We start from the raw sequence: 26,370 nt of genomic DNA, 5'->3' as shown, positions 1-26,370 counted from the left end.
TCGACCACACAGACACCGCCAGACCCACGGCAGTGCCAAGGCGGTCCGGTGCGACACCGGACACGCTCGGGCTACTGCGCTATGTCGACGAACCGGGCGTAATGGCCCTGGAAGGCGACGGTGATGGTGGCCGTAGGGCCGTTGCGGTGCTTGGCGACGATCAGGTCGGCCTCGCCAGCGCGCGGTGACTCCTTCTCGGTGACGTCTTCCCGGTGGAGCAGGATCACGAGATCGGCGTTGTCCTCCAGGGCATCGGAGTTCCTCAGATCGATGATCTGTGGCTTCTTGTCCATTCGTTGCTCGGGGCCGCGGTTGAGCTTGGAGACGGCGACGATGGGGACGTGTAGTTCCTTGGCCAGCAGCTTGAGGCACCGGGCGATCTCGGAGACCTCCTCGTACCGGGAGGACAGAGAGCGGATGCCGTAGGTCAGCAGCTGCAGGTCGTCGATCACGATGAGCTTGATATGGCGCTGGCTGGCCAAGCGTCGACACTGGGCACGCAGGTCGGTGAAGACGGGCCAGGAGCCGTCCTGGATGTAGAGCGGGGCTGTCGAGATGTCGGGCATCCGCCGCGCCATCCGGGTCCGGTCCTCGTCCCGCAGACCACCGGTGCGGATGTGGTGCAGGGCGACGCGCGACTCTGCGGCGGTGATGCGCTTGGCGACCTCCACACGGGTGGCCTCGAGGGTGAACAGCACGGCGGGGATCTGGTGCCGGATGGCCGCGGTGCGCAGCAGGTTCATGGCGAGTGTTGAGGAGCCCATGGCCGGGCGGGCCGCGATGACCACCAGGTGTCCTGGGTACAGACCCCCGGTCAGGGCATCGAGGTCGGTGAAGCCGGTGGACAGACCGGCCAGCCGGTGACCGCTGTCGACGGCTTCTACTTCGTCGAGCGCGTCATGCATGACCTCGCACAGCGAGTAGGCGGGCGGTAGGCCGCCGCGGCGGCGCACGGTGGCGGCGAGGATCTCCGCCTGGGCGCCATCGACGATGCGGTCGATGTCATTCACGTCGGCTTCTGTCGCCAGGTTCTCCACATGGGCGGCGGCTTCCTTGGTGCGCCGCAGGACGGCGAGCGCTTGGACCCGTTCTGCCGCGCGTCGCCAGCCTGTTCCCGTGCGGTGTGCGGACAGGGAGGTGAGGTAGTCCTCGCCGCCGACGTCATCGAGACGGTTGTCGGCGGCCAGGGCGGCGCTCACGACAGCCGGGTCCGGGTCTTGGCCGCTGGCGTAGATCTCCCGGGCCGCGTCGTAGATCAGGCCATGGGCCGCACGGGAGAAGTCGTGGCCGTGCAGGGTTTCCGCGATCTCCGCGAGGGCCTTGGCGGAGATCAGGACCGCCCGGAGCACGGTCTTCTCCGCGTCCATGTCGCTGGCCTGAGGTGCCGCGCGGTCTTCGGTTTCGCCCATGGGACTGCTGTCCTCCCGCCCTGGCGACGCGGCGGCCGCCCCCTACTGCCGTGATCGGTGAATCACTGTACGTGGTGGCGGGTTGCGCCTGCTCCCGGCGGCTGCCGTGCCGCGCCCGCGGCTTGGCGATGACCGAGGGGCTGGCCGCCCGGATGCTGCGGATGCTCTCCCTGATCCAGGCCCGCCGCACCTGGTCCGGCGCCGGGCTCATCGACCGGCCGTGCGTCACTCTGCGCACCGTCCGCTGCGCCGTCGAAGGGCCGCGCGCGCTGGGTCATCCCGTCGAGGGCACCACCGGCCAGGTCGGCGGCTACCGCCCGGCTGTCGGCACCGAAGCGCCGCCCCTGCTCCTGGACGACAAGGAGGCCGTCGCCATCCGGAACGCGTACGACAACTGCGGCGCCGCAGAGCGATGGGAGCTGATCCCCGGCGCCGCAGGCGGTGGCGCGCCGGACTACTTGGGCGGAAGCTCCGCCGTGACCTCAATGGCCCACTTCAACCAGTCGTCCAAGACCTCGTCGTCGAGGGTCTCCTCCGCAAGGACCACCCAGCCGTTCTGCTCCTTGCCGCGAAACATCATCTGCTTCGTGCCGGGGCGGGCAAGCGCCTCGTCCATCCCGTCAGGCCCGACTCGGACCATCAGGCCTTCCTCGTACAGATTGGCCAGCGCATTGCCCTGCAGCAGGAATGTGATCCCGCCGAACATCTTCTTCGCGGTCACCCCCTCCGGCTCAAGACGCTCCCTGATCCGCTCCGCCAACACCTCGTCAAACGCCATGGACCCACGCTAATCGCGCACACCGACACCCGCCTGCCCGCATCCCGACCTGAGACAGGCCGGTCGAAGCGTTCACCCTTGGGGCTGGCGAAGTTCCCAGTCGAGGTCGCTCGGCGTCGGCTCGGTTCGCCAACGAGCCCGTAGGACTCCGTCGGTGTCGGGCATGACAGCGGTGCGCAGAGGCGTATCTTCACCCGCGTTTGTCGACAGGAGCACGGCGGCACGAGCGCGGGAGATCCGGGCGGTCAGTTCGGGAAAGTCGTCCTCATCGGCGATGGCGCTGCGGATGGTGCCGTCGTCGTCCTGCCACACACCCTCGACGAGGCCGTCAGCGGGCAGGGATCGCAGGACGGCGTCGATGTCGGTGGAGAGGGGCGGCCAGATGGCGATGCGGGCCCGGGGAGCCAGTCCAGCGCGAACGGGATCGATGGTGTCGCTGGTGAGGTGGTGCCATCGGGAGGCGCCTTCGAGATACGCCTCTTCCAGGATTCCCGCACGACCGCTGACGACTTCCCCGTACAGGTCGGCCCAGAATGCGTCATCGCCGGGGCGCTGGATGACCTGCCGCTCTTCGTCGTCGGCCTCGAAGGCGTACGGGGAGGCGTCCAGGCGTTCCGGGAACAGCCCGAGCTCCCGGGTGCGGGCCAGCGCTGCCTCGCACGGCCGACTGCTGCTGAGGTAAAGGTACTGGTCCCATCCCACATGGACCGCGAACGCGCCTTCCACCTCCAGTCGGCACCAGGCGCCGTTGTCGCGCAGCATCGCGCGCACCAGCCGCAGCCCGGTCTCGAGCGGTACTTCCGCCCCGTCGTGAAATCCGGCCGGGCCTGCGGCGAAGAGCCCGTCCAGCCCGAAGCCGTCCACCGCGGGCTCCGCACCGAAGTGCACGAGGGACGGGATATGTGGTTCGCGTACGGCCAGGTGACCGACGCCGGTGGCCTGGGCGAAGGCGGCGACCGCCTGAAGGTAGGACGCCTCGACCTCGCCGTGATCGCTGACAGTGTCCTCGCTGCCGGTGTAATACCCGTGTTCGTCACGGTCGGCGGGATCGTACTTGGTCACGCGATAGACGTAAGGGAGCTGCACCGCCCCATCATCCAGAACCCTCGTGTCACCCTGCGAGGCCGCACCTGCCGGTGCTCACCTCAAGCCCGCAGAGCAGGAGGGCGGCTACGGCGTCCCGCCACCCCGTGCCGCGCCGGTCCCGCTGCTGGGGCGACGCGGCACCGGTGGGTGCGGCAGTGGGGCGGGTCAGCGGCCGGGAGGCTCGGCAGCCCCGACGATCGGAACTGGAAGGGACAGCAGGCCGGACGATCAGAAGAGACGGCGGACGAACACGTCGGACTTGCCGTTGGTGTCGCCGGGGACGATGTCGTCGGCCGTGGACTGGAAGACCACGTCGCGTCCGCCCGCGCTGACCGAGTCGGCCTCGGCTGTGGCGGGCTGGTCGGAGACGGTCTCGTCGGCGCCCGTCTGGAGGTCGCGCAGGACGAGTGAGGGTCCGCTCGGGTTGCTTCGGGTGTACAGCAGGTAGCGGCCGGTCGGGTCGATGGCCACGCCCTTTACGTCCGGCACCAGTTGGGCCTCGCCGGAGCCGACGTCGTGGACGTAGGTGTCGGAGCCCGAGAGGTAGACGACCTTGCTGCCGTCGTCGCTGAGCTGGACGAGCGACGCGTACTTGCCTGGGCCCTCAAGCGGCCCTGAAGCGGCACCGGCGGTCCGGTCCCACAGGTAGACGCCCTCCTTCTGATACGCGAGGTCTTGGTAGGCGACATAGCGGCCGTCGCCGCTGATGGACGGACGAGCGTCAGCCCCGCTGCCGAGGGAAGCGATGGTCTCGTAACCGCCGTCGCGGTCCGCGACCGTGACCCGACGGATCCGTGAGATGTAGTCCAGGACGCCGAAGGCGAGGTAGCGGCCGTCCGCGTTCAGCGACGGCTGGTTGCAGCGGCCGCAGGTGAAGGGAAGCACGCCCAGGTCCAAGGAATGCTGTTGGATCCGCGGAGCGCTCATCCCCTGGGCCGGAACATTGGCGGCGACCTGCCTCCCGTCGCCGCTGATCGCCGGAGTCCAGCCCTCGACCATGGGCTCCGTCCTGGTCTGCCCCGCCTGTCGGTCGCGGACGTACACCGCGTTGCCGCCTTGTGACGGGCCGTTCTTCAGCGACTTGAAGACGATGCTGCGGCCGTCGGGGGTGATCGAGGCGGCGCCGTAGCCTTCGTCGGTCGCGACGCTGATCCTCTCGACACCTACGCTGAAACCATCCGTGGCGACCGTCGGCCCCGCTGTCGCGGCCGTGGCGGCTGTCGCGGCTGTAGGCGTCACAGCCGTGACCGCGCAGACGACGACCGCCGCGCTCAGAGCGGCTCTCGCGCGTCTGGAAGTGCGCCGGTTCGGACTTCTCTTCACCTATTCCTCCCAGGCATGGCTTCGGCCCCAGTTCTCCACTGGAGGCCCACAGGGATGCAACCCGTGACGGCTTTGTGAGGTCAATGCGTCACATGACGTATTGCGGGACGCCGCGGTCGCGCCGAGAGCGAAGGAGAACGCCTCACCACGGCCCGCCGACATGACAGTGCCGATGCGTGAACTCGCTGCACCACGGCGACCACCATCAGTCACGAGGAAGCTCTTTCCAGCCTCTCTCGGCGGGTCCGCTTCGCGCTGGACGCGCCCGTATTGAGCGTCGTGCGCTCCGTCGTCGGACGGCACGGCCGGTCTGATACGTGCTCAACCATCGGCGCTTGGCACGAGCTGACCCGCGCCGCCCCTGGTGCGCGGCGCGGGTGGTCACGCCGTACGCCGAGCGCGGCGTATGCCGAGGTCATCCGGGGTTTGTCCGCTTCCGCTCGGATCGGTGGCCCGGTTCGGCGTGCCGTGAGCGCGTGGCTGTGAACGTTCGAGGCGTGGCGGTACACGTCCGATCGCCACGTCCAACAGGCCCGGTCACGGAGGGCGACACTCTCCTGCGGCGTGGCCGAAACCTGTAGCTGAGCTACCGATCAATCGTGGGATTCACTGGTCATGCGCCTCTCCAGGCACTTAAGTAACTGTCAGGCACGCGCCACCACCCCAGGGTGGCGACTGTCGGCCGGGTGACGCGCAGCCGTCCCGGCCCCGCTCGTCGGCCCCACGCCGATGCCCCTCGTAGGACCGCGCCACCTCGTCCCAACTGCCCGAAGGACCCCCCACCTATGGCCGCCAGCGCACACCGCTCGGTGCGCTCTTCACACCCCCCGGCGTCCCCCAGCGCTGACGGCAACGGCCAGGAGACGGCCCACTGCGGCGTACGTCCCGCGCCGTCGCACCGCGCGCGGGAGTACCAGCTGGCGCTGCACGTCGGGCGGCTCAAGGCTCCGCGGCCCACCGTGTGTCCGGCCTGCCGGGGCGGGCGCTGATGTCGAGTTCGAACCCGGCTGGCCGTGACACGGACCTCTACGCGGCGGTGCAGGACATCCAGGCCGGTTACTGGATGCAGATGCGGCAGGTCCTTGCCCAGACGGGCAACTGGCCGCAGTGGACATCCCGTACTCAGGTCCTCGGCGTGGTCGCGGCCGAGACCAACGTGGTGGAGTTGTGGCTCGAAGAGGAACCGGCGAGCCTCGCCGCCCGGGTGATGTACGCCAGAGTCGCCACCGAACGGGTGCTGCAAGCCCACCGCAGGCACGCGGCGCCTGACCTCCAGCAGGCACGTGACCTGGAGAAGCTGGCGGACCGGGCCTGGCAGGCCTGTCAGGAGGCGGGCGCGGGGAACCCCGATGACGCGGTGCCCTGGATCTGCTGCCTGGCCCTGGCCGAGACGGACACGGCGCACCGCTACCCGGAGCACTCCGCGCCTCCCCCACCGCATGAGTACCTGCTGCCCCGCGGGCCCTGGGGACTGCTGGGGGAAGTGCACCGGCGGGATCCGTTCAACCGCGAGGCGTGGCACCGCATGTCCCAGGCGCTCCAGGCCCGCCCGGGTCCAGCGGGCCGCCAGGCGGTCGCGATGGACTTCGCCCGCTGGACGGTCTCCTTCGCGCCGCCCGACTCGCCCCTGCTGGTGCTGCCCCTCTACGCCCGTGTGCAGGAGCACCGGGAGCGGCGGGACAAGGGCCCCGAGGTCACGCTGAACCTGCTGTGGACCAGGGAGGACACCACCCGGGCCGTCACCCAGGCCTTCGAGGGCTGGTTCCAGAAGTGCGATCCGGCCACCAGTTCACAGCTGGACCTGAACTACCTCGCGTACGCCCTGACGAGAGGCGGCTTCCCGCAGTGGGCCTCCGAAGTGTTCGACGCCATCGGCGACTTCGCCACCCCTGCCCCGTGGCAGTTCGACGCCCGCTACCCGAGGGACCAGTGGCGGAAGGCGTTCGAGGAGGACCGCTACGCCTGCCTGAGGTCCCGCCCGCGGCCTGACGGAAGGCGCACATGAGCGCCCACCAGGCCCCACGCGCGGGCCCCGACACCCCCCGCTAGCCCCCGCCTTCCCCCCTCTTTCAGCTTTCCTGTGCGGAGAACCCATGACTTCGGTAAGAGCACGGCACGAGCAGCCGAACCCGGTCCATGCCGACGGGGAGGACGCACGCATCCTCCAGTCGCTGGGCTACACCCAGCAACTGCACCGCCGCATGGGGGCGTTCGGCAATTTCTCCGCCTCCCTTTCGGTCATCTCCATCATGTCAGGGACCCTGCTCCTCTTCGGCTACGGCCTGAACTCGGGCGGCCCCGCGGTGATCACGTGGGGATGGCTCGCGATAGGCCCGCTGGTGCTGTGCCTGGCCGCGTCCCTGGCGGAGATCACCTCCCGCTACCCCACCAGCGGCGGCCTGTACTACATGGCCCGCCAGCTCGGGGGTGAGCGGTGGAGCTGGTACACCGGCTGGCTCAACCTCCTGGGCCTGCTCGGCGGAATCGCCGCCCAGGACTACGGCATCGCGACGTTCACCGCCGCGTGGATGAACCTGCAGTTCGACTACACGCCGACCCCTGGCTCCCTCCTGGTCCTGTACGCGGTCATCCTCGCGCTGCACGCGGTCCTGAACCTCTTCGGCACGCGGCTGATGAACATCCTGACGTCGCTGAGCGCGTGGTGGCACCTGGCCGGGGCCATCGTCATCATCGGCTCCCTGGCGCTCGTTCCCTCCGACCACAAGTCGGCCGGCTTCGTCTTCTCCGAGTTCACCAACAACACCGGCTGGGGCGCCCCGGCGTATGTGATCCTGCTGGGCATGCTGCTCCCGGTCTTCGCCCTGGCCGGGTACGACACCTCGGCCCACCTCAGCGAGGAGACCAACCACGCCTCCGTCGCCGCGGCCCGCGGGGTCTTCCGGTCGGTGGCGGTGTCCTGGATCGCGGGCGGCATCCTGCTGACCACGCTGCTGTTCGCCATCCAGGACTACGCCACGACCCTGGACAGCCCCTCCGGCGTACCAGTGGCGCAGATCCTTCTCGACGCACTCGGCATGGCGGCGGCCAAGGCCCTGCTCCTTGTGATCATCGTGGCGCAGTTCCTGTGCGGCTACACCGTGACCGCAAGCACCAGCCGCATGATCTACGCCTTCGCCCGGGACGGGGCCCTGCCCGGATCGGCGCACTGGAAGAAGGTCAGCCGCCGTACGGCCATCCCCGCCAACGCCGTCTGGCTCGCGGTCGCCGTGGCGTTCCTCCTCGCGCTGCCGTCCTTGTACTCCAACACGGCGTTCACGGCGGTGACCGCCATCTCGGCCGTGGGATTCACCTCGGCCTACGCCATCCCGGTGCTGCTGCGCCTTATCCACCGCGACCGGTTCACCCCAGGGCCCTGGAACCTGGGCCGCTGGAGCGGGCCGATCGGCTGGGTGGCGGTGCTGTGGGCGGCCGGCGTCTCGGTCCTCTTCCTGCTGCCGCAGAGCAGCCCGATCACCGCCTCCACCTTCAACTACACCCCCGTCGCCGTCGTGGTGGCGCTGCTCATAGCCGCCCTGTGGCGACGCGTCGGACGCCGCTCGTACCACGTTCCTCGCTCCAACTCCTCCACCGAGGACAAGCAGTTCGAGGGCATCATCTGATGGCAGCGGCATCGCGAGCCGCGACAGCGGTTCCCACCGGCCCCGGGGTACCCGCGTCGTCCGCTGCGGGCTCCGGGGCCGTAACAACCCAACGATCCATGGGAGTACGGTGACTGACCTCACGGAGTCCATCGAATCGGCGGAGCAGCTCGCCGTGGCCTGGCGTGCCATGGTGCTCGACCGCGACGCGCACGCGGATGTGAGCGACCTCCCCGGCATCGCCGTCCGCTGGGCCGACAGCCCCTTCGCGTTCTGGAACTGCGTCACCCTCACCGACGCCGGTGCGGGAGCGGATCTCCTCAGGCAACGCCTGGGCCAGGCGGTGGACATCATGCGCGGGAAGAAGCACCCGGGCTACTTGTGGCTCTTCGAGGGCCTCCTCGACGACGAGGCCCGCACCGCGCTGGAGACGGCGGCCGCACAGGCAGGGCTGCAGTACGCCTTCCCCGGTCGGGGCATGGCCGGAGACCTGCTGCCCGTCCCCGACCCGGTCCACCCCGACCTGACGTTCGTGCGGGTGCGCACCGACGAGCATCTGCGGGCCTACGCGGACCTGCAGGCACGCGCTTACGGGTTCCCCCTGGAGGACGCCCGCGAGGGCCTGGCCGGGTGCGCGCGCTGGAAGAGCGAGATGTACGCCTACCTGGCCATGCGCGGCGACGTTCCGGTGGCGTGCGCCGCCACGGTCGAAGCGCAGGGACGCCTGTTCGTCGCGTACGTCGCCACCGACCCGCAGTGGCAGCGCAGGGGCTACGGCGAGGCGGTCACGCGCAAGGCGCTGCACGAGGGCGGCCTGGCCACCGGGCTGACCCGCGCCACGCTGCACGCGACCGAAGCCGGGGCCCCCGTCTACCCGCGCATCGGCTTCACGCCGAACTCGCCCATCCACTTCTACACCCTGTAGGAGCGCTACACCCTGTAGGAGCTAGGTCCCGCGTTCGGCTGCCCGTCCGTTCTCCGGGAAGAGTCTTCGCCACCGACTGACGGGCCACGGCCACGCCCTGGGTGCTCGCGTCCACCGCTCGCGGCCCCGGGGCGTGGCTCACGGCCTCACGGCCTGCGCTCCCGGTGCCGCTCGGCGACGACCGCGGCCATCAGTTCGGGGTCCAGCAGCGAGACGTCCGCGAGGCGGGCGGGGGCGGACAGCGAGTTCAGGAGCGTCTTCGTGACGCGCAGGGGCGCGGCCGGGCGGCGCAGGATCGGCTTGGTCCAGGCGGCGACGGCGTCGTCGAGGGCGTGTTCGGGCACGGTCTTCTGCAGGACGGACAGCGACTGGGCCTCGGCCGCGGTGAAGGCCCGCCCGGTGAGGATGAGTTCGCGTACCCGGGCGGCTCCGGCCTCGGCGATGAGGCGGGGCAGCAGCCCGCCCCACGCGGTGGGCAGGCCGAGGGCCAGCTCAGGAAGCCGGAAGCTCGCGGACTCGGCCCCGACCCGCAGATCGCAGGCGAGCGCGAGGGCGAGCCCGGCCCCGATGGCCCTGCCCTGGACGCGGGCGATGGTCACGGCCGGGTTGGCCACGAGGGCGTCGCACACCCGGCGGGCCTTGGCGGCGGAGGCACGGATCTCGCCTCCGGTCGGATCGTCGGCGAGGTGCTCGGCGAACTCACCGCGGTCCCCGCCGAGGCAGAAGTCGTCGCCCGCCGCGCTGAGGACCACAACCCTGACCATCGGGTCCTGGGCGTCCAGGCACGTCAGAAGGTCGTCCAGCATGGTGTCGGTGACGGTGTTGCCCTGCTCGGGGACGTGGAGTTCCAGGGTGAGGACGGCGCCGCGCTGGTAGGCGCGCAGGGTCTTGAGGATCTGGTCGGCGGGCTGGGCCGTGAGCGACTGGGCGGTCATGACGTCACTTTCAGGGAGGTCGAGCGGCGGAAGACCATGCGGGGCGCGTACGTGGGGGGTGCGACGGGCCGCAGTGCGGGGAAGCGGGGCAGGAGCTGGCTCAGCAGTTCCCTGGCCTCCAGCCGGGCCAGGGCCGCTCCCAGGCAGTAGTGGGCGCCACCGCCGAAGGCGAGGTGGGCGCCGTTCCTGCGGACGTCGAAGACGTGGGGGTTCTCGTTGCGGCGGGGGTCGTGGTTGGCGGCCCCGTACAGCACGTGGACGACGGTGTCCTTGGCGATGGGCACGTCCGCGAGGACGGTGTCGGCGGCGGCGACACGGGAGTTGAGGTGCACCGGCGGGTCGTAGCGCAGCGCCTCTTCGACGGCGCCGTCGAAATGTTCGGGGTGGCGCCGTAGCCAGGCCGCCAGCTCGGGGTCTCGGGTCAGGAACCACACGAGGTTGGTGAGCAGGGTGGCCGTGGTCTCCAGGGAGGCGATGGTGAGGAACATCGTCAGGTCGTAGAGCGCCTGGTCCGCGTCCACGCGGGAGTCGGGGCAGCGGGCGTCCCAGTGGCGGATCCAGTCGCTGAGGAGGTCATCGCCGAGGTGGGTGCGCCGCTGCTGGATCAGGGTGGTGAAGAAGGCCCGCATGTCCGAGGTGGCCTGCGCGGAGATGGCCAGTTCGCTCTTGGAGGGCGCCAGCTCCACGGCATGGACCTGGCGATGGGTGAAGTCCAGGACGTGGGCGTAGTGCTCGGGAGGTATGCCGAGGAGGCTGCCCACGGTGTGGACGGGGAGCTGGTCGCCGACCGTGGTGACGAAGTCGGCGACGCCGTGCGTGCGCAGCTCGGCGTCGAGGTGGTCCAGGAGCCGGGAGGCCGCGGCGGAGATGCCAGGACGCATCGCTGCGAGGGTGCCGCGGTCGAAGAGGTTGCCCAGGGCGCGCCGCTGGACGGTGTGTGCGGGCGCGTTGAGGCGGGGCAGGGTCCGGGTCATCTCCCGGATGCCCGGATCGTGCCAGCGGTCCAGGTCGCCTTGGCGTTCCTGCCAGGCGAAGTCGGGCACCAGCCAGGTCCGGTGGCGCAGGACCTCGCTGCAGGCGTCGAATCCGGTGACGAAGAAGCCTCCCCAGGGCGCGGGCACCACGTCACCCAGCGCCCGTAACCGCTCCCAGATCGGTACGGGATCGGCCTGTCCCGTTGGCGAACGCAGACTGCGCAGAAGGCGAATGACGGTGCGGCGGTCGGTGATGCCACGTATGTCGCCGACGGCGGTCACGCGGACTCCTTGGAACTGGGCGCCGATACCGCCGGAACCTACCCTTCCCCCTCTCCCCTCATGCGCGCCTGAGTGTTCCTCCTGTCACATGGATGCATCTGCCACAGAGGTGCACTCGCGACACGGTTCCAGCGGACGCCCGAGGCGGCGGACGTGGCCGCTCTCCGCCTCGCTCGGGCCCGGACCCGCCCCGCGTCACACCCGGAAGAGATCCAGGAAGTTGCTCCAGAAGCCCTTCTTGCCCGACTGCCGCCGCTCAGGCGCGGCGGCGGGCGCCGGCGCCTGGGGCTGTGCCTCCGTGGACGTCATGCGGTGGTGCGTCATGGCGGCGGCCATGCGTGTCGCGGGTGACGGGGTGAACTCCACGGGGAGCGCGACCAGCGCGCGGTGGAAGGGGCCCGGCCGCCACTGCAGTTCCTCTTCCCGTACCGCCAGGGTGATGTCGGGCAGCGCGTTGAGGAGCCGCTCGATCGCGGTGCTCGCGATGACGCGTGCCGGGTCCTTGGCGGGGCAGGAGTGCGGACCGGCCCCCCACGCCAGGTGGGCGCCCTTGCCGTGGCCCTGGTCCGCGGCGGCGAATTCGGGGTCGCTGTTGGCCGCGGCGAAGCTGATCATGACCGGGGTGTTGGCCTCGGCGATGTAGCCGCCCAGGTCGACGTCCTGGACGGGATAGTGGGTGGCGTAGTTGGCGATGGGGGTCTGCTTCCACAGCACGTGGTCGAGCGCCTCGCCGATCAGCACCCCGGCCTGGCGGCCGTCCTCGTGCTTCGAGATGAGCCGGAGCAGGCCGCTGCCGATCAGATTGCGCTCGGGCTCCACACCGGCGCCCATGAGCATGACGAGCTGGTTGATCAGCTCCTCGTCGGTGAGGCCCGCCGGGTGCTGGATCAGCCAGGTGGTCACGTCGTCGCCGGGCTGGCGGCGCTTGAGGACGATCAGTTCCATGAGGCAGGCGGTGAGTTCCTCGTTGGCCCGCAGCGCGTCCTTGCCGTCGAAGATCGCCGACATGGAGCTGGTGAGGGTGTCACCGATCTTCGCGGGGCAGCCGAAGAGCCTGTTGAAGAGCAGCAGCGGCAGGAGCTTCGCGTAGTCGTTGAGGAGGTCGGCGCGGCCCTGCTCGCTGAACCGGTCGATCAGGTAGTCGGCGATCGGTTCGACGTCCCGGCGGATCCGGGTGAGGTTGAGCCGGTCGAGGCTGTCGGTGACGGCCTTGCGCAGCCTCAGGTGCACCACGCCGTCGGTGAACAGGCAGTTGGGCCGGTAGGCCATCATCGGCAGGACCGGGCTGTCCAGGCTGACGCGGCCGTCGTTCAGGGCTTGCCAGCGGCGGGCGTCCCGGGCGAAGAGGGTGGTGTTCTGCAGTACCTGCACGGCCAGCTGGTGGCCGACGACCAGCGTGGCGTCGACGCCCGGTGCGAGCTCGACCGGCCCGGCCGGGGCCTGGGCGCGCAGCTGGTCGTAGAGCCGCTGGGGGTCGGCGGCGAACGCGGCGTCGTGCATGGGGCATCTGGCGCTGGTGGAGGCGGGTGGGTGGGTCAAGGGGGGATCCTTCTGCTGGACGGGCCGTGGGCCCAGGGGGTGGGGACTCAGGCCGCGCGGGCGAGCAGGTGGTGCACGAGTGCGATCAGTGCCTGGCCGGAGGAGCGCCGGTCGCGGGCGTCGCAGTACACCACCGGCGTGTCCGGGAGCAGGTCGAGCGCCTCGCGGACCTCGTCCTCGGCGTAGGTGCGCTCCGGCTCGAAGGTGTTCACGGCGATGGCGTATTCGAGGCCGTAGCCTTCGACCAGGTCGATGACGGGGAAGGTCTCCTCGAGGCGTCCGGGGTCGACCAGGAGGAGCGCGCCCAGGGCGCCGCGGGCCATGTCCTCCCACAGCTGCATGAAGCGTTGCTGGCCCGGTGTCCCGAAGAGATAAAGCACCAGGTCGTCGCTGAGCGTCAGCCGTCCGAAGTCCAGGGCCACCGTGGTGGTGCTCTTGTCCCGCACGCCCCGCAGATCGTCCACGTACACCGACGCCTGCGTCATCGTCTCCTCGGTGCGCAGCGGCGTGATCTCCGACAGCGAGCCGATGAAGGTCGTCTTGCCGACGGCGAAGTGTCCCACGACGAGGATCTTGGCGGCGTTGGTCACCGCGCTGGAGACGTAGATGGAGCCGCCGCCCGTCGTCTCAGCCGATGAGGGATTGGAGTCCATGCAGCACCTTCTCCAGGATCGCTCGGTCAACGTTTTGGGCCTGTGGCGGCTCGGCGCGGCGCAAGAGGTGTCCTTGCTCGGATAAGTCGCTCAGCAGCAGCCGGGCCACCCCGACCGGCAGGCCCACGTGCCCGGCCACTTCGGCGACCGAGAGATAGCCGCCGGAGCACAGGCCCCAGATCGCCCTGGTCTCGGGGCTGGCGCCCAGGGGAAGGGTGCGGTCGGGCGCCAGGGTGACCAGCGTGTGCAGCACCAGTTCGTCCGAGGCCGGCAGGCTCCGGCCGCCCGTGATGACGTACGGGCGGACGAAGCGGCTGGTGACCGGGTTCTGCTGCCCGGGCCTTGTCATGCGCTGGCGCCGCTGTCCGAGCGCGGCGCTACTCCCATCGCCTCTCTGAGTGCGGCCGTGGTCTTCTGCATCCGGAAGGACAGGGCCTCCATGTCGACGTCCGGGGCGGCCGCGACGGCCAGGTAGGTGTCTTCGCCCGCGGCGGTGAGCAGGATCCAGCCACCGTCGTACTCCTGGAGGGTCTGCCGCCATCTGCCGTGCCCCTGGCCGACGTAGCTGGCGACGGCGCGGCTCAGGGACTGCATGGTGCTCAGCGCGGCGGCGTTGCGCTCCGCGTCGTCGCGTCCGATGCTGTCGGAGCGCTGCAGGAGCAGGCCGTCAGCCGAGACGAGGATCGCGTGCCGCGCTCCACGTACCTTCAGCACGTCGTCCAGCACCCACGACAGGTCCGTCTTCACTGATGGTCAGTCCCTTCCGTGTTCGAGGTCCGCCCGGCCTGTGTTCCGCGTGCGAAGGCTCCAAGGCGCGAGGCCGTCGTTTCGCTGTCCGGTTCGCTGTTCGGTTCGCCGTGTCGTTCGCCGTGTCGTTCGCCGTCGTCGGCCGACGCGGCTGGCGGTACGACCGCGATCGGGCCCTGGCGTCGCCGCCGCTTGGGCAGACCGCCCTCCGTGGTGCCCACCACGTGCGCGGAGCCGACGGCGACCGGGGCCGGGCGCCGGGGCGCGGACTCCTCCGCGCCGGCCGCGTCCTGCACGTCGCCCGCGGTGCCGGGGCCCTCGTCGGAGAGGAGGTTCTCCGGCACGCGGATGACCGCGCGCACTCCGCCGTAGGGGGACACCGAGCCGACGGAGACGGTGAAGCCGTAGCGCGCGGCGAGCATGCCGCACACGGCGAACCCGAACCGCGGTGGATCACCCAGGCCGGTGATGTCGACGCTGCCGTCGCCCCCCAGGAGCAGGGCCGCCCGGTCCTTGGTCTCCTGGTCCATACCGAGACCGGCGTCGTCCACGATGAAGCACAGGCCGGTGGGCACGCTGTTGATGTTGACCTCGACCGGCGTGCTGGGCGCGCTGTAGTTGGTCGCGTTGTCAAGCAGTTCGGCCAGGACGACCGCGACCGGTTCGACGGCCTGGCTGCCGATGGACACGCTGAGCTGCGAGTGCACGCTGACGCGGTCGAAGGCCTCGATCCGGCCCTGGGCGCTGCGGGCGACGTCGTAGGCGGTGGCCGGGGCGTTGCGGCGCCCGAGCCAGCCGCCGCAGAGCACGGAGATGCCCTTGGCCCGGCGGCCGATCTGGCTGCCCGCGTGGTCGATCGCCATGAGGTCGGCCAGTACGTCGGTGTCGTTGCCGTACTGCTTCAACAGGCGGTCCAGCAGGAGCTGTTGCTCCTCCGAGAGGAGCTGCAGGGTTCCCATGGCGGACTTCAGCACCGCCGTGGTGTCGGACTTGGCGTCGGCGCGCACCTCGTCCAGCTCCTGTTCGTGCCCGGCGCGCAGGGCCATCAGGGTGCCTTGTACCGCTATGAGTTGGTTGTGGAGGTTGTCCCGCTCGACCTTCAGGTCGTTGCGGGTGGTACGCAGTGCCATGTTGGTCCGTCGTGCCCGTGAGATCACGATCACCGCACCGAACAGCACTACCAGCAGGATCCACAGCACTGGATCCTGGATCAATGGCGTCATAGGACTCTCTTCACGTCGCATCGCGAGGGGAGCAGGGGGAGTTCACCGGCCCGGTCGGAGGCACTTACGCCTCAACGCCTGCGGACCTACTGGTGGATCAAGGTTGAACTCCTTAGCGATGGAGCCTTGGAGACTGTCCCCCGTTTGCGTTATGACACGCCGTCAGCCTGCCGCAAAGTTACGATGATCTTACCAGGTGTGCTCGCGCGTGCGGCGTGCGTCAGCGCACCTGTGCGGACCGTCACGAGACTCTCACACAAGCGTGCCCGCGTCACAGGTTCGATCAAGTTCCCTACGAACGGGCTCGCATCGGCAACGGTCTGGCGGCTGCCGTTCCGCCCGCCGTCTCCCTACGGCCACGCGGCGTACGGGTGCGGGGAACCTGGCTGGGCACCCGAGGGAAACCAGGCGACCGCGGACGGTCGCCTGGTCCTCATCACGGCCTGGTTCTCATCACGGCCTGGTTCTCATGACCGCCTCGTTCTCATGACCGCCTCGTTCTCATCACCGCCTGGTGACGCTGAAGCTGATGTCGGGCTGGCCGGTGAGGGCGTTCAGCGCGTACAGAAGGTCACGCTGCCCGCTCGGGGAGGTCATCAGATCCCGGTCCATGGAGGACCCCAAGGCCTGGAGGTGGGACCGCACGGTCACGACCGTCACCTTCAGGGCCCGCGCCGTCGACTCGACGCAGGCGTTGTGGGTCAGCCAGGCCGTGGCGGTGCCCAGAAGGTCACGGCGGTCCTTGCGCGCCGGGGCCAGCAGTGCTTCGGCCCACAGGGTGACCTGGGGTGCGGAGAGCAGGGAAGGCAAGGTCGGCGGCGCGCCGTCGGCCTCCTCCGGTTCCTCCGGTTCCTCGGGCACACCGTGATGGGTCATCAGGTCGAGGGCCAGGCAGACCGCTGCCCGGCTGGCGGCGCCGTCGAAGTCCATGCCCAGCAGCGTCTCGCGCAGCTCTTCCCATGGCTCCTCGGCCTGGAGCAGAGGCTGGAGGACGTGGTGGGCCCAGCGTCGCGCCTCGAGCGGGGGCAGCAGCGTGATGAGGTCCGCGCGGCGGGCCGACAGGACAACGGCGTCGGACCGATGGCGGGCGAAGCCTTGCGCGACGCATGCCTCGCGCAGAGCGTCGGCGAGCAGCGCGATCGGGTAGTCACCGCTGCCGCCGAGGGATACCCCAGGCCCCAAGGAGGCGACCACGCGGGCGAGTTCGGCAGCGATATCGTCATCCCTTCGCTCTGGCCCGGCCGGGCGGATGACCAGCACGCGGCTCTCGTCACCAGGGTCGGCGACCACCAGGGCCCGATGGGCGAGGACGGCTTCGCAGCGTCGTGCCACCGCGTCACGGCGAGCAGGAGCAGATCCCAGGGCGTAGACCCGGATCGTCTCCCCGTCGAGGAGGCCCGGCGCCAGGGGAGCCATGACCCGGCGCGCCTTGGCCACCTCGGCGTCCAAGAGCAGTTCCAGCGCGGCCGCTTTGGCCGCCTCACAGGCCGCGCGCGCCGCACCGTACTCGCGACGGCCCTGGTCCAAGAGCCCTAGGAGCTTGGCCGCGTGACGCAGTAACCGGACGTCGGACTCGCCGAACGGCACGGGGCGCGCGGCGGCGAGCACCGCGTCCGTCCCGCTGGACGTGGGCAGGGGGAGGAACCGCGTGTGGGGTACCGTGGCGCCTTCGGGTCCTGTGGTCTCCAGAGCTCCGTGGATGATGGCGCGTTCCAGGTACGCGACCGCGTCGGGCGGGGAGGCCACCAGGACGCGGTCGGCCTCGCTCACCAGGACGTGCGCGCCAAGGTCCTGAGCGAGGCCGTCGGCGATCCGCTGTGCCGCCCGGGCGTCGGTGAACTGGGCGGGCAACGTGCTGATGAGCGTGTCGAGCCGGACGGCCTGGCGCTCGGCTACCGCTACCCGGCCCTCCTCAAGACGCCGGTGCGCGGCGTCCCACTGAGGCAGCGGCGCGGTGGTGACCAGCAGGGGCAGGGCGTACACCTGAGCAAGTTCACGGATCACCCGCGGAAAGGCCGGGTGGGCGCCCGTGGGAGCGACGGCGAGGCCGACGCAACCGTCCAAGGACAGCTGCTCCAACAGCGTCTCCAGGGCGATCTCGGCACGGCCACGGATCTGCGCGGGCATCCCCGTGACCAGGACGAGGGAGCCGGGCTCCAGGTGCCTTTGAGGGAGGCCCTCGACGAGTTGCTCCAGGGACAGGATCATCAGTGCCGTGACCGGGACAGCGGCGTAGGTGGCCGGGGAGGTTCCCTCGGCGAACGCCAGCTCGAGACCGGGCTCGCCGACCAAGGCGCCCAGCGTCAGCACGTCATCGTCCCCCTCTGTCCGCGGCACCGACTTCACTGCCCCGTTGGCCTCGGCCGCCTTCGTCCAGGTGCGGCGACTGCCGGGTGGCGCCCCTGCGGCAGGGTCGGCTGCTTCAGGTGCGTCCGAGCGGGTGCCTGCCTGCGCGGTGCCCCGGCTTGAGGGGCCGCGCGTTGATGCGATGTGCGCGGCGTCCTGCGGGTCGAGCCGTTGCCAGGACAGTGCGGCCCCGACAACGGTGGTCGTGTGGGGCATGTCCAGCCCCGTCGTCTTTCGCGGTCTGTGGTCACCGGTGGTTCGCCGCGGGTCGTGCTCAGCGGTCCCCATCTCCCCCTCCTCTGCTCCATGGCACAGCGCGTACGGAGGTCGGTGCCGTGTCGCGCGGGCCAGCGCTCCACTGCCTCCCGGTCACCTCCGTACACGCGGCCGCATGCTCGACTCCCCCGAGAACCGCGGCACCGGACGGCCGCCACGACCCGAGCAGGCGTGTGTACCGCTCGCGACGGCGCGTGGCCGCAACGGACGTGTCCCAGATCTTCATCGACGCCATCCAAGGTGTCAACAATCTGAGACACCTTGCGCGTTCGGCTGGCTCGCCCTTCACTGACGAGGCGAGGAGGCCCACTTGTCTCCGAGGGAGGGGCGAATCGCCGCCTGGGCACGCGTTTCCGGCCGCATTGAATTCAGGCAGGGGCTGGCTAAGGGCGGTTCTCGTCCCGCTTCTGCATGATTTTGTCCAGGAGGGGCAACAGGTCGCGCAGCGGATCGATTCCACTGCCACCCGGGTTCCTCAGCGCGACCCGCTGCCCCTTCAGCAGGACCTGGGTCGCGAGCTTGGGCAGGTCGGACTGGACCATCTGCCGCAAGAGACCGATGAGAGCGGTTCCTTCGGTCTTCGAGCAGAACCCCGGGTCGACACCGAAGAACAGCTCCAGGCGGCCGAGGTGATCCGCGCTCGCCCCGCTCTCGCCTTTGATGACCTTGGCCACGTGCTGATACGTGATCAGCGTGCTCTTCTCGATCTCCCTCAGGCTGTACTCGCGCTTCTTGAGCTCGCCGTTCCGACCTGCTACCTCCTTGAGGCGTGTCCGGCGCAGGAATTGCAGCCGTTGCACGACCAGCCCTTTGCGGAAGGCCTCTCGCTCTTTGGCTCCGGCCGGCTCCCGCTCGAAGCGTGCCCCTGCGAGCAGATCGCGCACCCTCTCGGGAGTGATGCCCGTCTGATACGAGATATGCGGCACGTCCAGGAGGCGATCGCGCGGCTTCTTGAAGCGCACGGCGTAGGCGGTGACGTCCTCCAGGAGGCGCGCGAGTTCGCGCTCGGGTGTCGCGTCAACGGCGTCGACTGGGTTCACCTGCGGATCTCCACATCGCCACGGAACGGGTCGCCTAGAGCGTAGCCAGCAGCGGCTACTCCCGGCCAGACTGTCTCAGATAATTGACACCAGTGGTCAGGGTGCATCAGGATCTCACGCGATCTTGCTCGGCTCCCGGCGCCCTCGGCAAGCCTCCGGCACGCCAACCCCCCTTCCTCCGCACGGAATCGGTGCCCATGTCCGCTTCTCCCCGCCTCCTCGCCGACACCGCGTTACCGCCTCCCCGGTTCCCCTCCCCTCGCAGTGCCTGGCCACGTGCGGGCACCGAGATGCTCCGGGGCACCCCCACGCCCCGTACAGGAAGGCCCACGCTGGTCACGGGCCGGTACGCGCACCTCACCCCCGCCCGCACAGGAGCGCACCGATGAGCTTGAGCCTGAACCGTCCAGTGACCAGCCTGGACCCGTACGCCACCGACGTACCGGGCGAAGGCCGCCGTGTCCGCGCCCACGGGCCCCTGGTGCCGGTGAGCCTCGCCGGAGAGGTGAAGGCCTGGGCCACCGGCCACCACGCCGTCGCCCACCAGGTCCTCATCCACCCCGGCTTCCGCAAGGACCCCCTCCACTGGGCGGCGTACCAGAACGGCGAGGTACCCGCCGACTGGCCCATCCTCCGCCTGATCACCATCGACAGCATGCTCAACCGCGACGGCGACGACCACCGGCGTCTTCGGTCGCTGGTCAGCAAGGCGTTCACGCCACGCCGGATGGAGGCCCTGCGGCCCCGTATCCAGCACATCGCCGACGAACTGAGCGGCCGTCTCTCGCTCGCCGCTCCCGGTGATCTCGTCGACCTGCGGGCCGCGTACGCCTTCCCGCTGCCGATGGCGGTCATCTGTGAACTCTTCGGCCTCGGTCACGCCCGCCGGGCCCAGCTCGCCGACGACTACGCCGCCCTCCACGACAGCCGCACCACTCCCGCCCGGCTCCACGAAGCGAACGAGGGTGTCGAGGCCGCGATCCGCGACCTCATCGAGACCAAGCGCGAACACACCACGGAAGATCTCACCTCCGCTCTGATCAGCGCCCACGACACCGACCAGGGGCGCCTCAGCGACCGGGAACTGAGCGAAACCCTCGTACTGTTCCTCTTCGCCGGGCACGAGACCACCCAGAACCTGATCACCAACGGCGCCCGGCGACTCATCGAACACCCGGGCCAACTGGACCTTGCCCGCAAGGCCTCCACCTGGCGAGCGGCGGTCGAGGAGACGCTGCGCCACGACAGTCCCGTGAACACGGTGATGTTCCGCTACGCCGAGGCCGACATCACCGTGCCCGGCACGGACGTCACCGTCCGGCGCGGCGAGCCGGTCGTCTTGTGCCTGGCCGGCACGGGGCGTGATCCGGAGAAGTTCGGTCACGACGCCGAAGCCTTCGACCTCACCCGCGCCACCGCCACCCACCATCTGGCCTTCTCCCGCGGAGTGCACCACTGCCTCGGCGCCCCTTTGGCCCGGATGATGGCGACCACCGCGCTCAAGACCTTCTTCACCCGGTTCGACGCCACCTGCCCCGCCCCGGACACCCTGCGGCCCTTGCCCTCCTACGCCTCCCACTCGCTCCAGGCCCTGCCCGTCAACCTCAGCGCCCGCGCACGGACTTGAGCCACCACAGGCGGACCCGAACCGCCACACCGGGCCGGTGCCCGCCATACGGATGAGGAGGCCGTTAACCCCCTGGCTTATAGTGTCTCCGCGTACAACAGCAGCGACAGTCTGTGTCCCAGGGGGATCGTGAACGGCGCGATGAAGGGCACCGGCAGACCTCGCCCCCAGGCCTCCCGCCTGGCCGAGGAGGACTGACCCGTGCCCCTGGCCTGGCTCCTGCGAGGCAGGACGGCCCTCCTCAAGCACCGCGCGTGGTCTCGCGAACGGCGTGCGGCGGTGCACCTCATACGCGAAGACCTCGGCCTGCGCCCCGGACAGGGGCTGCCGGACCTCGTCGCCGCCATCGAGCTCCGCCGCGGGCACCCCATCCACATCGCGAGGGTGGAGCTGCCGCCCGACGTGAGCGGCTTCTGCGTCAGCGGCGGCGATCACGAGACCATCTGCGTGTCCGCCCACACGAGCGAGCGGCAGGCACTGCACATTCTCCTGCACGAGCTGTACCACCTGCTCAACGGGGCACCTCCCGACGACTGCGGATACGTCATCACCGGGCACGACCTCATCGACACCGACACCCTGAGCGAGCAGCTCCCCTCCCTGCCCCCGGGCCTGGCGGAGGAGATGCTCTCCCAGCCCGCGCAACAGCGCACTGGTTACGAGGAGTTCGAGGAATGGGCCGCGGAGGTTTTCGCGACGGTAGCCCTCGACCTGCTGGCATTCGACCAGAGCGGTGCCGCGGAACGGGGCCTGGGATACAGCTTCGCGAACCGGGGCCTCTGATGTGGCACACCCTTCTCACCGTCATCAACCTGACCATCTGCGCCGCCATGACCGTGGCCGGCACCGCCAAGGCCGTGGCCGCCCGTCGTGACCCCGACCTCACGCTCAAGCTCACCGCCTCCGTCCTCCTGCACGCGGCGGTCATCTTCCTGATCAACACACCGGTGGTCTACGCAGCCGTGGGATCGCTGCTGCGCTCCCCCAACGTCTGCGCTCTGCTGGTCTACACCCTCACCCTCGCCTGCGTGGGGCACGCCCACCTGATGACCCAGCTCTGGCACGCGCGACGACGGCACCGCCCCGCGCTGCGCCGCATGCTCGCCCGCTGGGCACCGTTCTACCTCGGCGCCATGATCACTCTGGTGACGCTCTACCTCGTGGCCGACGCCGACGGCCCCTCCCGCCCCCTCCACTTCACACCGGCCTACGCACACATCCCCGCGGTCGTCGCCTTCCAGTGCGTGTACACAACCGCCATGGTGGTCACCGTCACCGCCTCCGCCCTGCAGTGCCGCGGCCTCACCCTGCCGCAGAAGCCAGAGCTCGCCTACGCCATCACCGCCTGCCTGCGGTGGTTCGTCATCGCCCTGGCCCTGGACCTGGCCAACCTGGCCGGATACCTCATCGCCACCCTGCGCGCCGCCACCGGCCAGCACGACCTCGACATCCTGGCCGACCTCGCGTGGATCGCCACCATCGCCAGCGGGCTCGCCGCCACCTACGGTCTGGTCCGTCTCGTGCTCAGCTCCCGGCGGGACGAGCGACGCGACCTCAGCCAACTGCGCGGCCTGTGGGACGAGGTCGTCACCCCCGACCTCGTCCTGGCCCCCGGCCTCTGGGGCGGATGGGCCACCCGCATCCGCCTTTCACGTCGCATCACCGAAATCGGCGACGGCACCCGTCGGCTGACCCCGTGGGCCAGTGCCGCGCCCGCTCACACCGTCGGCCAGCTGGCCAGAACCGCCCCCGGCACGCCGCACGGCGACTTCGACCTCGTAGCCGCCCAGGCGGCCGCCACCCTCCGCGACGCCATCCGGCGACGGCTCGCCAACACACCGCCTCCCGAAGAGCTCCGCCTGCGCGCACTGCCCGGCATCGACGTCCCCGCCGGCGAAGAGCGGGCCCACCTCGTCCGCGTCGCCGCGCACTGGCATCATCCACTCGTCACCCAGGCGCTGCGTGACACCCACCAACCGGCAGCCTCCAGGCTGTGACCCGTGCCAGAGACCCGTACACATCCCTCAGACCCGGCATAGTGCCGCCCGCCGGGCGGGCATGCTTGAGGCTCCACCACTCAAGGGGTCGCGATGACGGATCGTACGGAGTCGGTCGAATCGATGGAGCAGCTCGCCACGGTCTGGCGCGCCATGGTGCTCGACCACAAGCCTGACGCCGATGTACGGGACCTGCCGGGCATCGCCGTCCGCTGGGCCGACAGCCAGTTCGCGTTCTGGAACTGCCTCACGTTGACCGAGGTCGACGCGGACGCGGCGCTCATCGGGCAGCGCCTCAGCCAGGCGGCGGACATCATGCGGGCCAAGGAGCAGCCGGGATTGCTGTGGCTCTTCGAGGGCCTGCTCAGCGACGAGGCACGCACGGGCCTGCCCGCAGCGGCTGAGCGGGCGGGCCTCGATGACGTCTTCCCCGGCACCGGCATGGCCGGAGACTTCCTCCCCATCCCCGAGCCGTCCCACCCCGAGCTGACGTTCGTACGCGTGACGACGGACGAACAGCTGAGCGCGTACGCGGACCTCAATTCCCGAGCGTACGGATTCCCGCTGGAGGCCGGTCGCGCGGGTCTCGTCGGATCCACCCTGTGGAAGAGCGACGTGCACGCCTACCTCGGCCTCAGGGACGGAGCGCCGGTGACCTGCGCCGCGGCAGTGGCGGCCGACGGGCGGCTGTTCGTCCTTCTCGTCGCCACGGATCCGGCGTGGGAGCGCCGGGGCTACGGTGAGGCGGTGACGCGCAAGGCCCTGTACGAGGGTGCCCTGGCCACCGGCCTGACCCGCGCCACGCTGCACGCGACCGTGGCGGGGGCACCCGTGTACCCCCGCATCGGCTTCAGGCCGAACTCCCCTATCCACTTCTTCGGCCTGAAGAGCTGACCTGTCGGCCCGGCGGTTCGTTCCTCTTCCCCGATCGTCCGCGGCCACGCGCCGTCGACGGCCACGGGTCGGCGCGGGACAGTGGGACCCGGGTGCGCCGCGCGGGGCTTCGTCGCCGGGCGTGGGGGCAACGCGGGCGCGCGTGCGGGCGGCTCGTGGTGGAGCGGTACGCGGCGGGTTCCAGAAGTGGGTGATCCGCCGTCGTGGGGAACCGGCCGCTGCCGCGGCGTGCGAGGGCGCTTGCCGGGTCTTTACGGGTGCTTCGCGCGCCCCCTGTGATGATTTTACGGTCGGGATACCGTGGAATCGGCCGCGTTTCGTAGTTCTGGGGGAAACCATGAGCGACACAGCAGCCCTTCCCGCCTTCGCATCCTTTCCCGCCGAGGTGCGGGAAGCCGCCCGGAGGTTCGCCGACCTGCAGACGGGTGGCCTGCGAGAAGGGGAAACGCCAGGCCTCTCTCCGGCGCTGGGGCGCACTCGGGCGCCAGGGCCCACTCAGGTACCTGGGCTCACTCGGATGAAAGAGGGCAGCGAGGGAAGCGAGACCAGCGAAACGAGCGAGAACAGCGAGAGTTCCGAGCGCAGCGAATTCAGCGAGGGAAGCGAATTCGGCGAGCGGAGCACTCCGAGCGCCTACGGCACGTACAGCGCGTGTGACCCGTACGGCGCGTATGCCCCGTCTCCTTCTTCTTCGGTGTCACGTGACGAATGGGGACTCGTCGTGTCACCGACCGGCCGTGAGTGACGGCATACGCGGCTGGGACGTCCGCGACTGCGTGGTGTCCGGGCTCTTCCTGCCGGCCGCCGCGCGTCCCGATGTGACGAGCGACCTCGCGCGGCGGGCGTGGCAGCTCGCGCTGGCGTTGCGCGCACTCAGGGCTGATGCCGGACACGGCTTCCCAAGGCAGCCGGAGGAGCAGGGTGACGTTGCTGGTGCTCGCCCCGCCCGATGACGAGACGGCCTCGATGTTCTGTGAGTTCGCGACGGAACACGGGCACAGGGCGGTGATGCCCCGGGGCTTCGACGAGGTCCGCGTCACGGTGACGTCCGCGCGGGACGCGTCGTACCACGTGGATCTTCGGGTGGACGGCGAACAGGTGCGCGGCGTGCTGCACCGCGGCATCGGGGCGCCGGTGGGCGACGACGGCGACGCGGCGTTCGCGCACGCCGAGGCGCTGGCCGTCTGGTGGACGGCGCTCGCCCTCTGGGACGGGCCCGTGGTCAACCGCGCGACCCGCCAGGGCTTCCTGCCGCCCCTCGATCCCCTCGTCCTGGCCCGCGGCGTGGCCGGGATCGCGCTCCCGCGATCCTCGCTCGGCCAGCCCCCGCGCGGCGCGGCGCCGCCCGCCGAGCGCGTCAACGTGCACCGCGAGCGGGACGGTGTGTTCCTCGGCCTGGGCCCTCAGGCCGTCGTCCCGGACGAGGTCCTGCGCTTCACCCGGTTCGACCCCGACCGCGTCCGCTGCGTCCTGCTCGCCGGGAACGAGGTGTTCGACCCGACCGAGGCCGACGGAGTGCCCGCCGCCGCGACCCGCGCTGCCCTCGCTCCGCTGCTGCGACGGCTGCGCTCATGCGGTGCGGAGTTCTGCCTGCTGGTGCTCGAGCGGGCGAAGGATCCGCACGGGCCGTTCCGTCTCCTGGATGTCTCCGGCCTGCCGACGCACCACCAGTTCACGCCCGTCCGCCGACAGGTGTTCCAGGCGCTCCTGGACCGGCTGCTGGGCGTGGCGACATGAGCCTGGAACAGTGGCTGGGCATCGCGGCATGATTCTGTGCGTCGGCCTGGCCGCCGATCCCACCTTCGTGCACGGGCTGCGCGCCCTCGCCGCCGCGGCCCTCCCCTTCACCGTGGTCGACCTGCCCACCCTCGCCCTGTACGGCGACCTCACCGTCCCCCTGGACGACCTGCGCGCCACCGTCGTCCGCACCGGCGACGGCGGGGCGGACGTGGTCCTCGGCGAGGTCTCCGCCGTGTGGTGCAGGCCCCTCAACGTCTCGGCCGCCGCCCCCGGTCCCGGTGCGGCGCAACGGGCGGACGGTCAGTACCAGGCGCTGTGCCGCGTGCTGGAGGCCGTCGAGCTGCCGGTCCTCAACCCGCCCTGGCGGGAGGCGACCAACTCCGCGAAGCTGCTGCACGCCGTGACCCTCGCGCCCGTCGCGGGCTGGCGGGTCCCCCGGTCCTGTGTCACCAACGATCCCGCCACCGCCCGCGCGTTCGTCCGGTCCTGCCCCCGGGGTGCGATCGTCAAGGGCGCCGGTGCGGTGAAGACCTGGGCCACGCTCGTCGGAGGCGAGCACGAGCGGCTCCTTTCCCGGCTCCGCCACTCCCCCGCCCTCTTCCAGGAGCGCGTCACCGGGCCCGACGTACGCATCCATGTCGTCGCCGACCAGGCCTTCGCCGAGTCGATCCGCTCACCAGCGGTCGACTACCGCACCGTCCACGGCGCCAACCACTACAGCCCCCTCACCCTGCCGCCCGCCATCCGGGAGGGCTGCGGGCGCCTGGTCGCCGACACGGGCGTCCCGTTCCTCGGCGTGGACTTCAAGGTCGAGGAAAGCACCGGCGACTGGTACTTCCTGGAGGCCAACTCCCTGCCTTGTTACGAGGGGTACGACGTCCGCGCCGACGGCGCCATCTCGCGGGCGGTGCTTGACTGGCTGACCGCACCGCACCCGCGCGGCAGCGCTTCGGCGCCGCGCGGGCCGTGACGGCGCG

General features: G+C 70.4%; 22 protein-coding genes. 9 read left to right on the top strand and 13 right to left on the bottom strand.

The window, feature by feature from the left end:
* Window positions 1-71: 71 nt before the first annotated feature.
* The 4 genes from AC07A4_RS18060 to AC07A4_RS18045 form a co-directional block, all read right to left on the bottom strand.
* On the bottom strand, window positions 72-1,409 hold the full coding sequence (locus AC07A4_RS18060) for a replicative DNA helicase (protein ID WP_478599379.1): 1,338 nt from the start codon (window positions 1,407-1,409) through the stop codon (window positions 72-74).
* Window positions 1,410-1,863: 454 nt separating this feature from the next.
* Window positions 1,864-2,187, bottom strand: coding sequence for a TfoX/Sxy family protein (locus AC07A4_RS18055; RefSeq protein ID WP_478599376.1), 324 nt, complete (start codon window positions 2,185-2,187; stop codon window positions 1,864-1,866).
* Between the two features lie 72 nt (window positions 2,188-2,259).
* Window positions 2,260-3,249, bottom strand: coding sequence for an RNA-binding protein (locus AC07A4_RS18050; RefSeq protein ID WP_478599373.1), 990 nt, complete (start codon window positions 3,247-3,249; stop codon window positions 2,260-2,262).
* A gap of 252 nt (window positions 3,250-3,501) precedes the next feature.
* Entirely contained in the window at window positions 3,502-4,512 is a 1,011-nt protein-coding gene (locus AC07A4_RS18045) for a TolB family protein (protein WP_478599370.1), read from the bottom strand.
* A 1,072-nt stretch (window positions 4,513-5,584) separates the two neighbouring features.
* Between AC07A4_RS18045 and AC07A4_RS18040 the strand changes: the two genes are divergently transcribed.
* From AC07A4_RS18040 to AC07A4_RS18030, 3 genes are all read left to right on the top strand, one after another.
* Entirely contained in the window at window positions 5,585-6,601 is a 1,017-nt protein-coding gene (locus AC07A4_RS18040; protein WP_478599367.1) for a hypothetical protein, read from the top strand.
* 88 nt (window positions 6,602-6,689) lie between these two features.
* On the top strand, window positions 6,690-8,216 hold the full coding sequence (locus AC07A4_RS18035; RefSeq protein WP_478599364.1) for an amino acid permease: 1,527 nt from the start codon (window positions 6,690-6,692) through the stop codon (window positions 8,214-8,216).
* A 109-nt stretch (window positions 8,217-8,325) separates the two neighbouring features.
* Entirely contained in the window at window positions 8,326-9,120 is a 795-nt protein-coding gene (locus tag AC07A4_RS18030) for a GNAT family N-acetyltransferase (protein WP_478599362.1), read from the top strand.
* A 146-nt stretch (window positions 9,121-9,266) separates the two neighbouring features.
* Here AC07A4_RS18030 and AC07A4_RS18025 read toward each other — a convergent pair whose 3' ends face one another.
* The 9 genes from AC07A4_RS18025 to AC07A4_RS17985 form a co-directional block, all read right to left on the bottom strand.
* On the bottom strand, window positions 9,267-10,055 hold the full coding sequence (locus AC07A4_RS18025) for an enoyl-CoA hydratase/isomerase family protein (protein ID WP_478599359.1): 789 nt from the start codon (window positions 10,053-10,055) through the stop codon (window positions 9,267-9,269).
* Window positions 10,052-11,311: a cytochrome P450 gene (locus tag AC07A4_RS18020; protein ID WP_478599356.1), complete on the bottom strand. Its 1,260-nt coding sequence runs from the start codon at window positions 11,309-11,311 to the stop codon at window positions 10,052-10,054. Before AC07A4_RS18020 ends, AC07A4_RS18025 begins: the two co-directional genes overlap by 4 nt.
* Window positions 11,312-11,506: 195 nt before the next feature.
* Window positions 11,507-12,811 (bottom strand): cytochrome P450 family protein, encoded by a 1,305-nt coding sequence (locus AC07A4_RS18015; RefSeq protein ID WP_478599930.1) that lies wholly within the window; start codon window positions 12,809-12,811, stop codon window positions 11,507-11,509.
* A gap of 86 nt (window positions 12,812-12,897) precedes the next feature.
* On the bottom strand, window positions 12,898-13,503 hold the full coding sequence (locus tag AC07A4_RS18010) for a GTP-binding protein (RefSeq protein WP_478599353.1): 606 nt from the start codon (window positions 13,501-13,503) through the stop codon (window positions 12,898-12,900).
* Window positions 13,478-13,852 carry a DUF742 domain-containing protein gene (locus AC07A4_RS18005; protein WP_478599350.1) on the bottom strand — a complete coding sequence of 125 codons (375 nt, stop codon included), beginning with the start codon at window positions 13,850-13,852 and terminating at the stop codon, window positions 13,478-13,480. The genes AC07A4_RS18010 and AC07A4_RS18005 overlap by 26 nt, the downstream gene beginning before the upstream one ends.
* Window positions 13,849-14,250, bottom strand: a complete 402-nt coding sequence (locus AC07A4_RS18000; RefSeq protein ID WP_478599347.1) for a roadblock/LC7 domain-containing protein — start codon at window positions 14,248-14,250, stop codon at window positions 13,849-13,851. The genes AC07A4_RS18005 and AC07A4_RS18000 overlap by 4 nt, the downstream gene beginning before the upstream one ends.
* A complete protein-coding gene (locus AC07A4_RS17995; protein ID WP_478599344.1) occupies window positions 14,247-15,473 on the bottom strand; it encodes an ATP-binding protein in 1,227 nt (408 codons plus the stop codon). The genes AC07A4_RS18000 and AC07A4_RS17995 overlap by 4 nt, the downstream gene beginning before the upstream one ends.
* 504 nt (window positions 15,474-15,977) lie before the next feature.
* Window positions 15,978-17,783, bottom strand: a complete 1,806-nt coding sequence (locus AC07A4_RS17990; protein ID WP_478599341.1) for a helix-turn-helix domain-containing protein — start codon at window positions 17,781-17,783, stop codon at window positions 15,978-15,980.
* A 695-nt stretch (window positions 17,784-18,478) separates the two neighbouring features.
* Window positions 18,479-19,135 (bottom strand): hypothetical protein, encoded by a 657-nt coding sequence (locus AC07A4_RS17985; protein ID WP_478599338.1) that lies wholly within the window; start codon window positions 19,133-19,135, stop codon window positions 18,479-18,481.
* 385 nt (window positions 19,136-19,520) lie between these two features.
* Here AC07A4_RS17985 and AC07A4_RS17980 point away from each other — a divergent pair, with 385 nt between their 5' ends.
* From AC07A4_RS17980 to AC07A4_RS17955, 6 genes are all read left to right on the top strand, one after another.
* A complete protein-coding gene (locus tag AC07A4_RS17980) occupies window positions 19,521-20,762 on the top strand; it encodes a cytochrome P450 family protein (RefSeq protein ID WP_478599336.1) in 1,242 nt (413 codons plus the stop codon).
* Window positions 20,763-21,041: 279 nt separating this feature from the next.
* Window positions 21,042-21,545, top strand: coding sequence for a hypothetical protein (locus AC07A4_RS17975; protein ID WP_478599333.1), 504 nt, complete (start codon window positions 21,042-21,044; stop codon window positions 21,543-21,545).
* The gene (locus AC07A4_RS17970; protein ID WP_478599330.1) at window positions 21,545-22,759 is read left to right on the top strand and encodes a DUF6545 domain-containing protein; all 1,215 of its coding nucleotides are present in this window, start codon (window positions 21,545-21,547) and stop codon (window positions 22,757-22,759) included. Before AC07A4_RS17975 ends, AC07A4_RS17970 begins: the two co-directional genes overlap by 1 nt.
* Window positions 22,760-22,852: 93 nt before the next feature.
* A complete protein-coding gene (locus AC07A4_RS17965; RefSeq protein ID WP_478599327.1) occupies window positions 22,853-23,653 on the top strand; it encodes a GNAT family N-acetyltransferase in 801 nt (266 codons plus the stop codon).
* A gap of 921 nt (window positions 23,654-24,574) precedes the next feature.
* The gene (locus AC07A4_RS17960; protein WP_478599324.1) at window positions 24,575-25,390 is read left to right on the top strand and encodes a hypothetical protein; all 816 of its coding nucleotides are present in this window, start codon (window positions 24,575-24,577) and stop codon (window positions 25,388-25,390) included.
* A gap of 10 nt (window positions 25,391-25,400) precedes the next feature.
* The gene (locus AC07A4_RS17955; protein ID WP_478599321.1) at window positions 25,401-26,363 is read left to right on the top strand and encodes an ATP-grasp domain-containing protein; all 963 of its coding nucleotides are present in this window, start codon (window positions 25,401-25,403) and stop codon (window positions 26,361-26,363) included.
* The last annotated feature ends 7 nt before the right edge of the window (window positions 26,364-26,370 follow it).

Source organism: Streptomyces sp. NPDC043996 (genome assembly GCF_056435225.1).
Note: the sequence above shows the minus strand (reverse complement) of the source record. Positions and strands in the feature narration are given on the sequence as shown.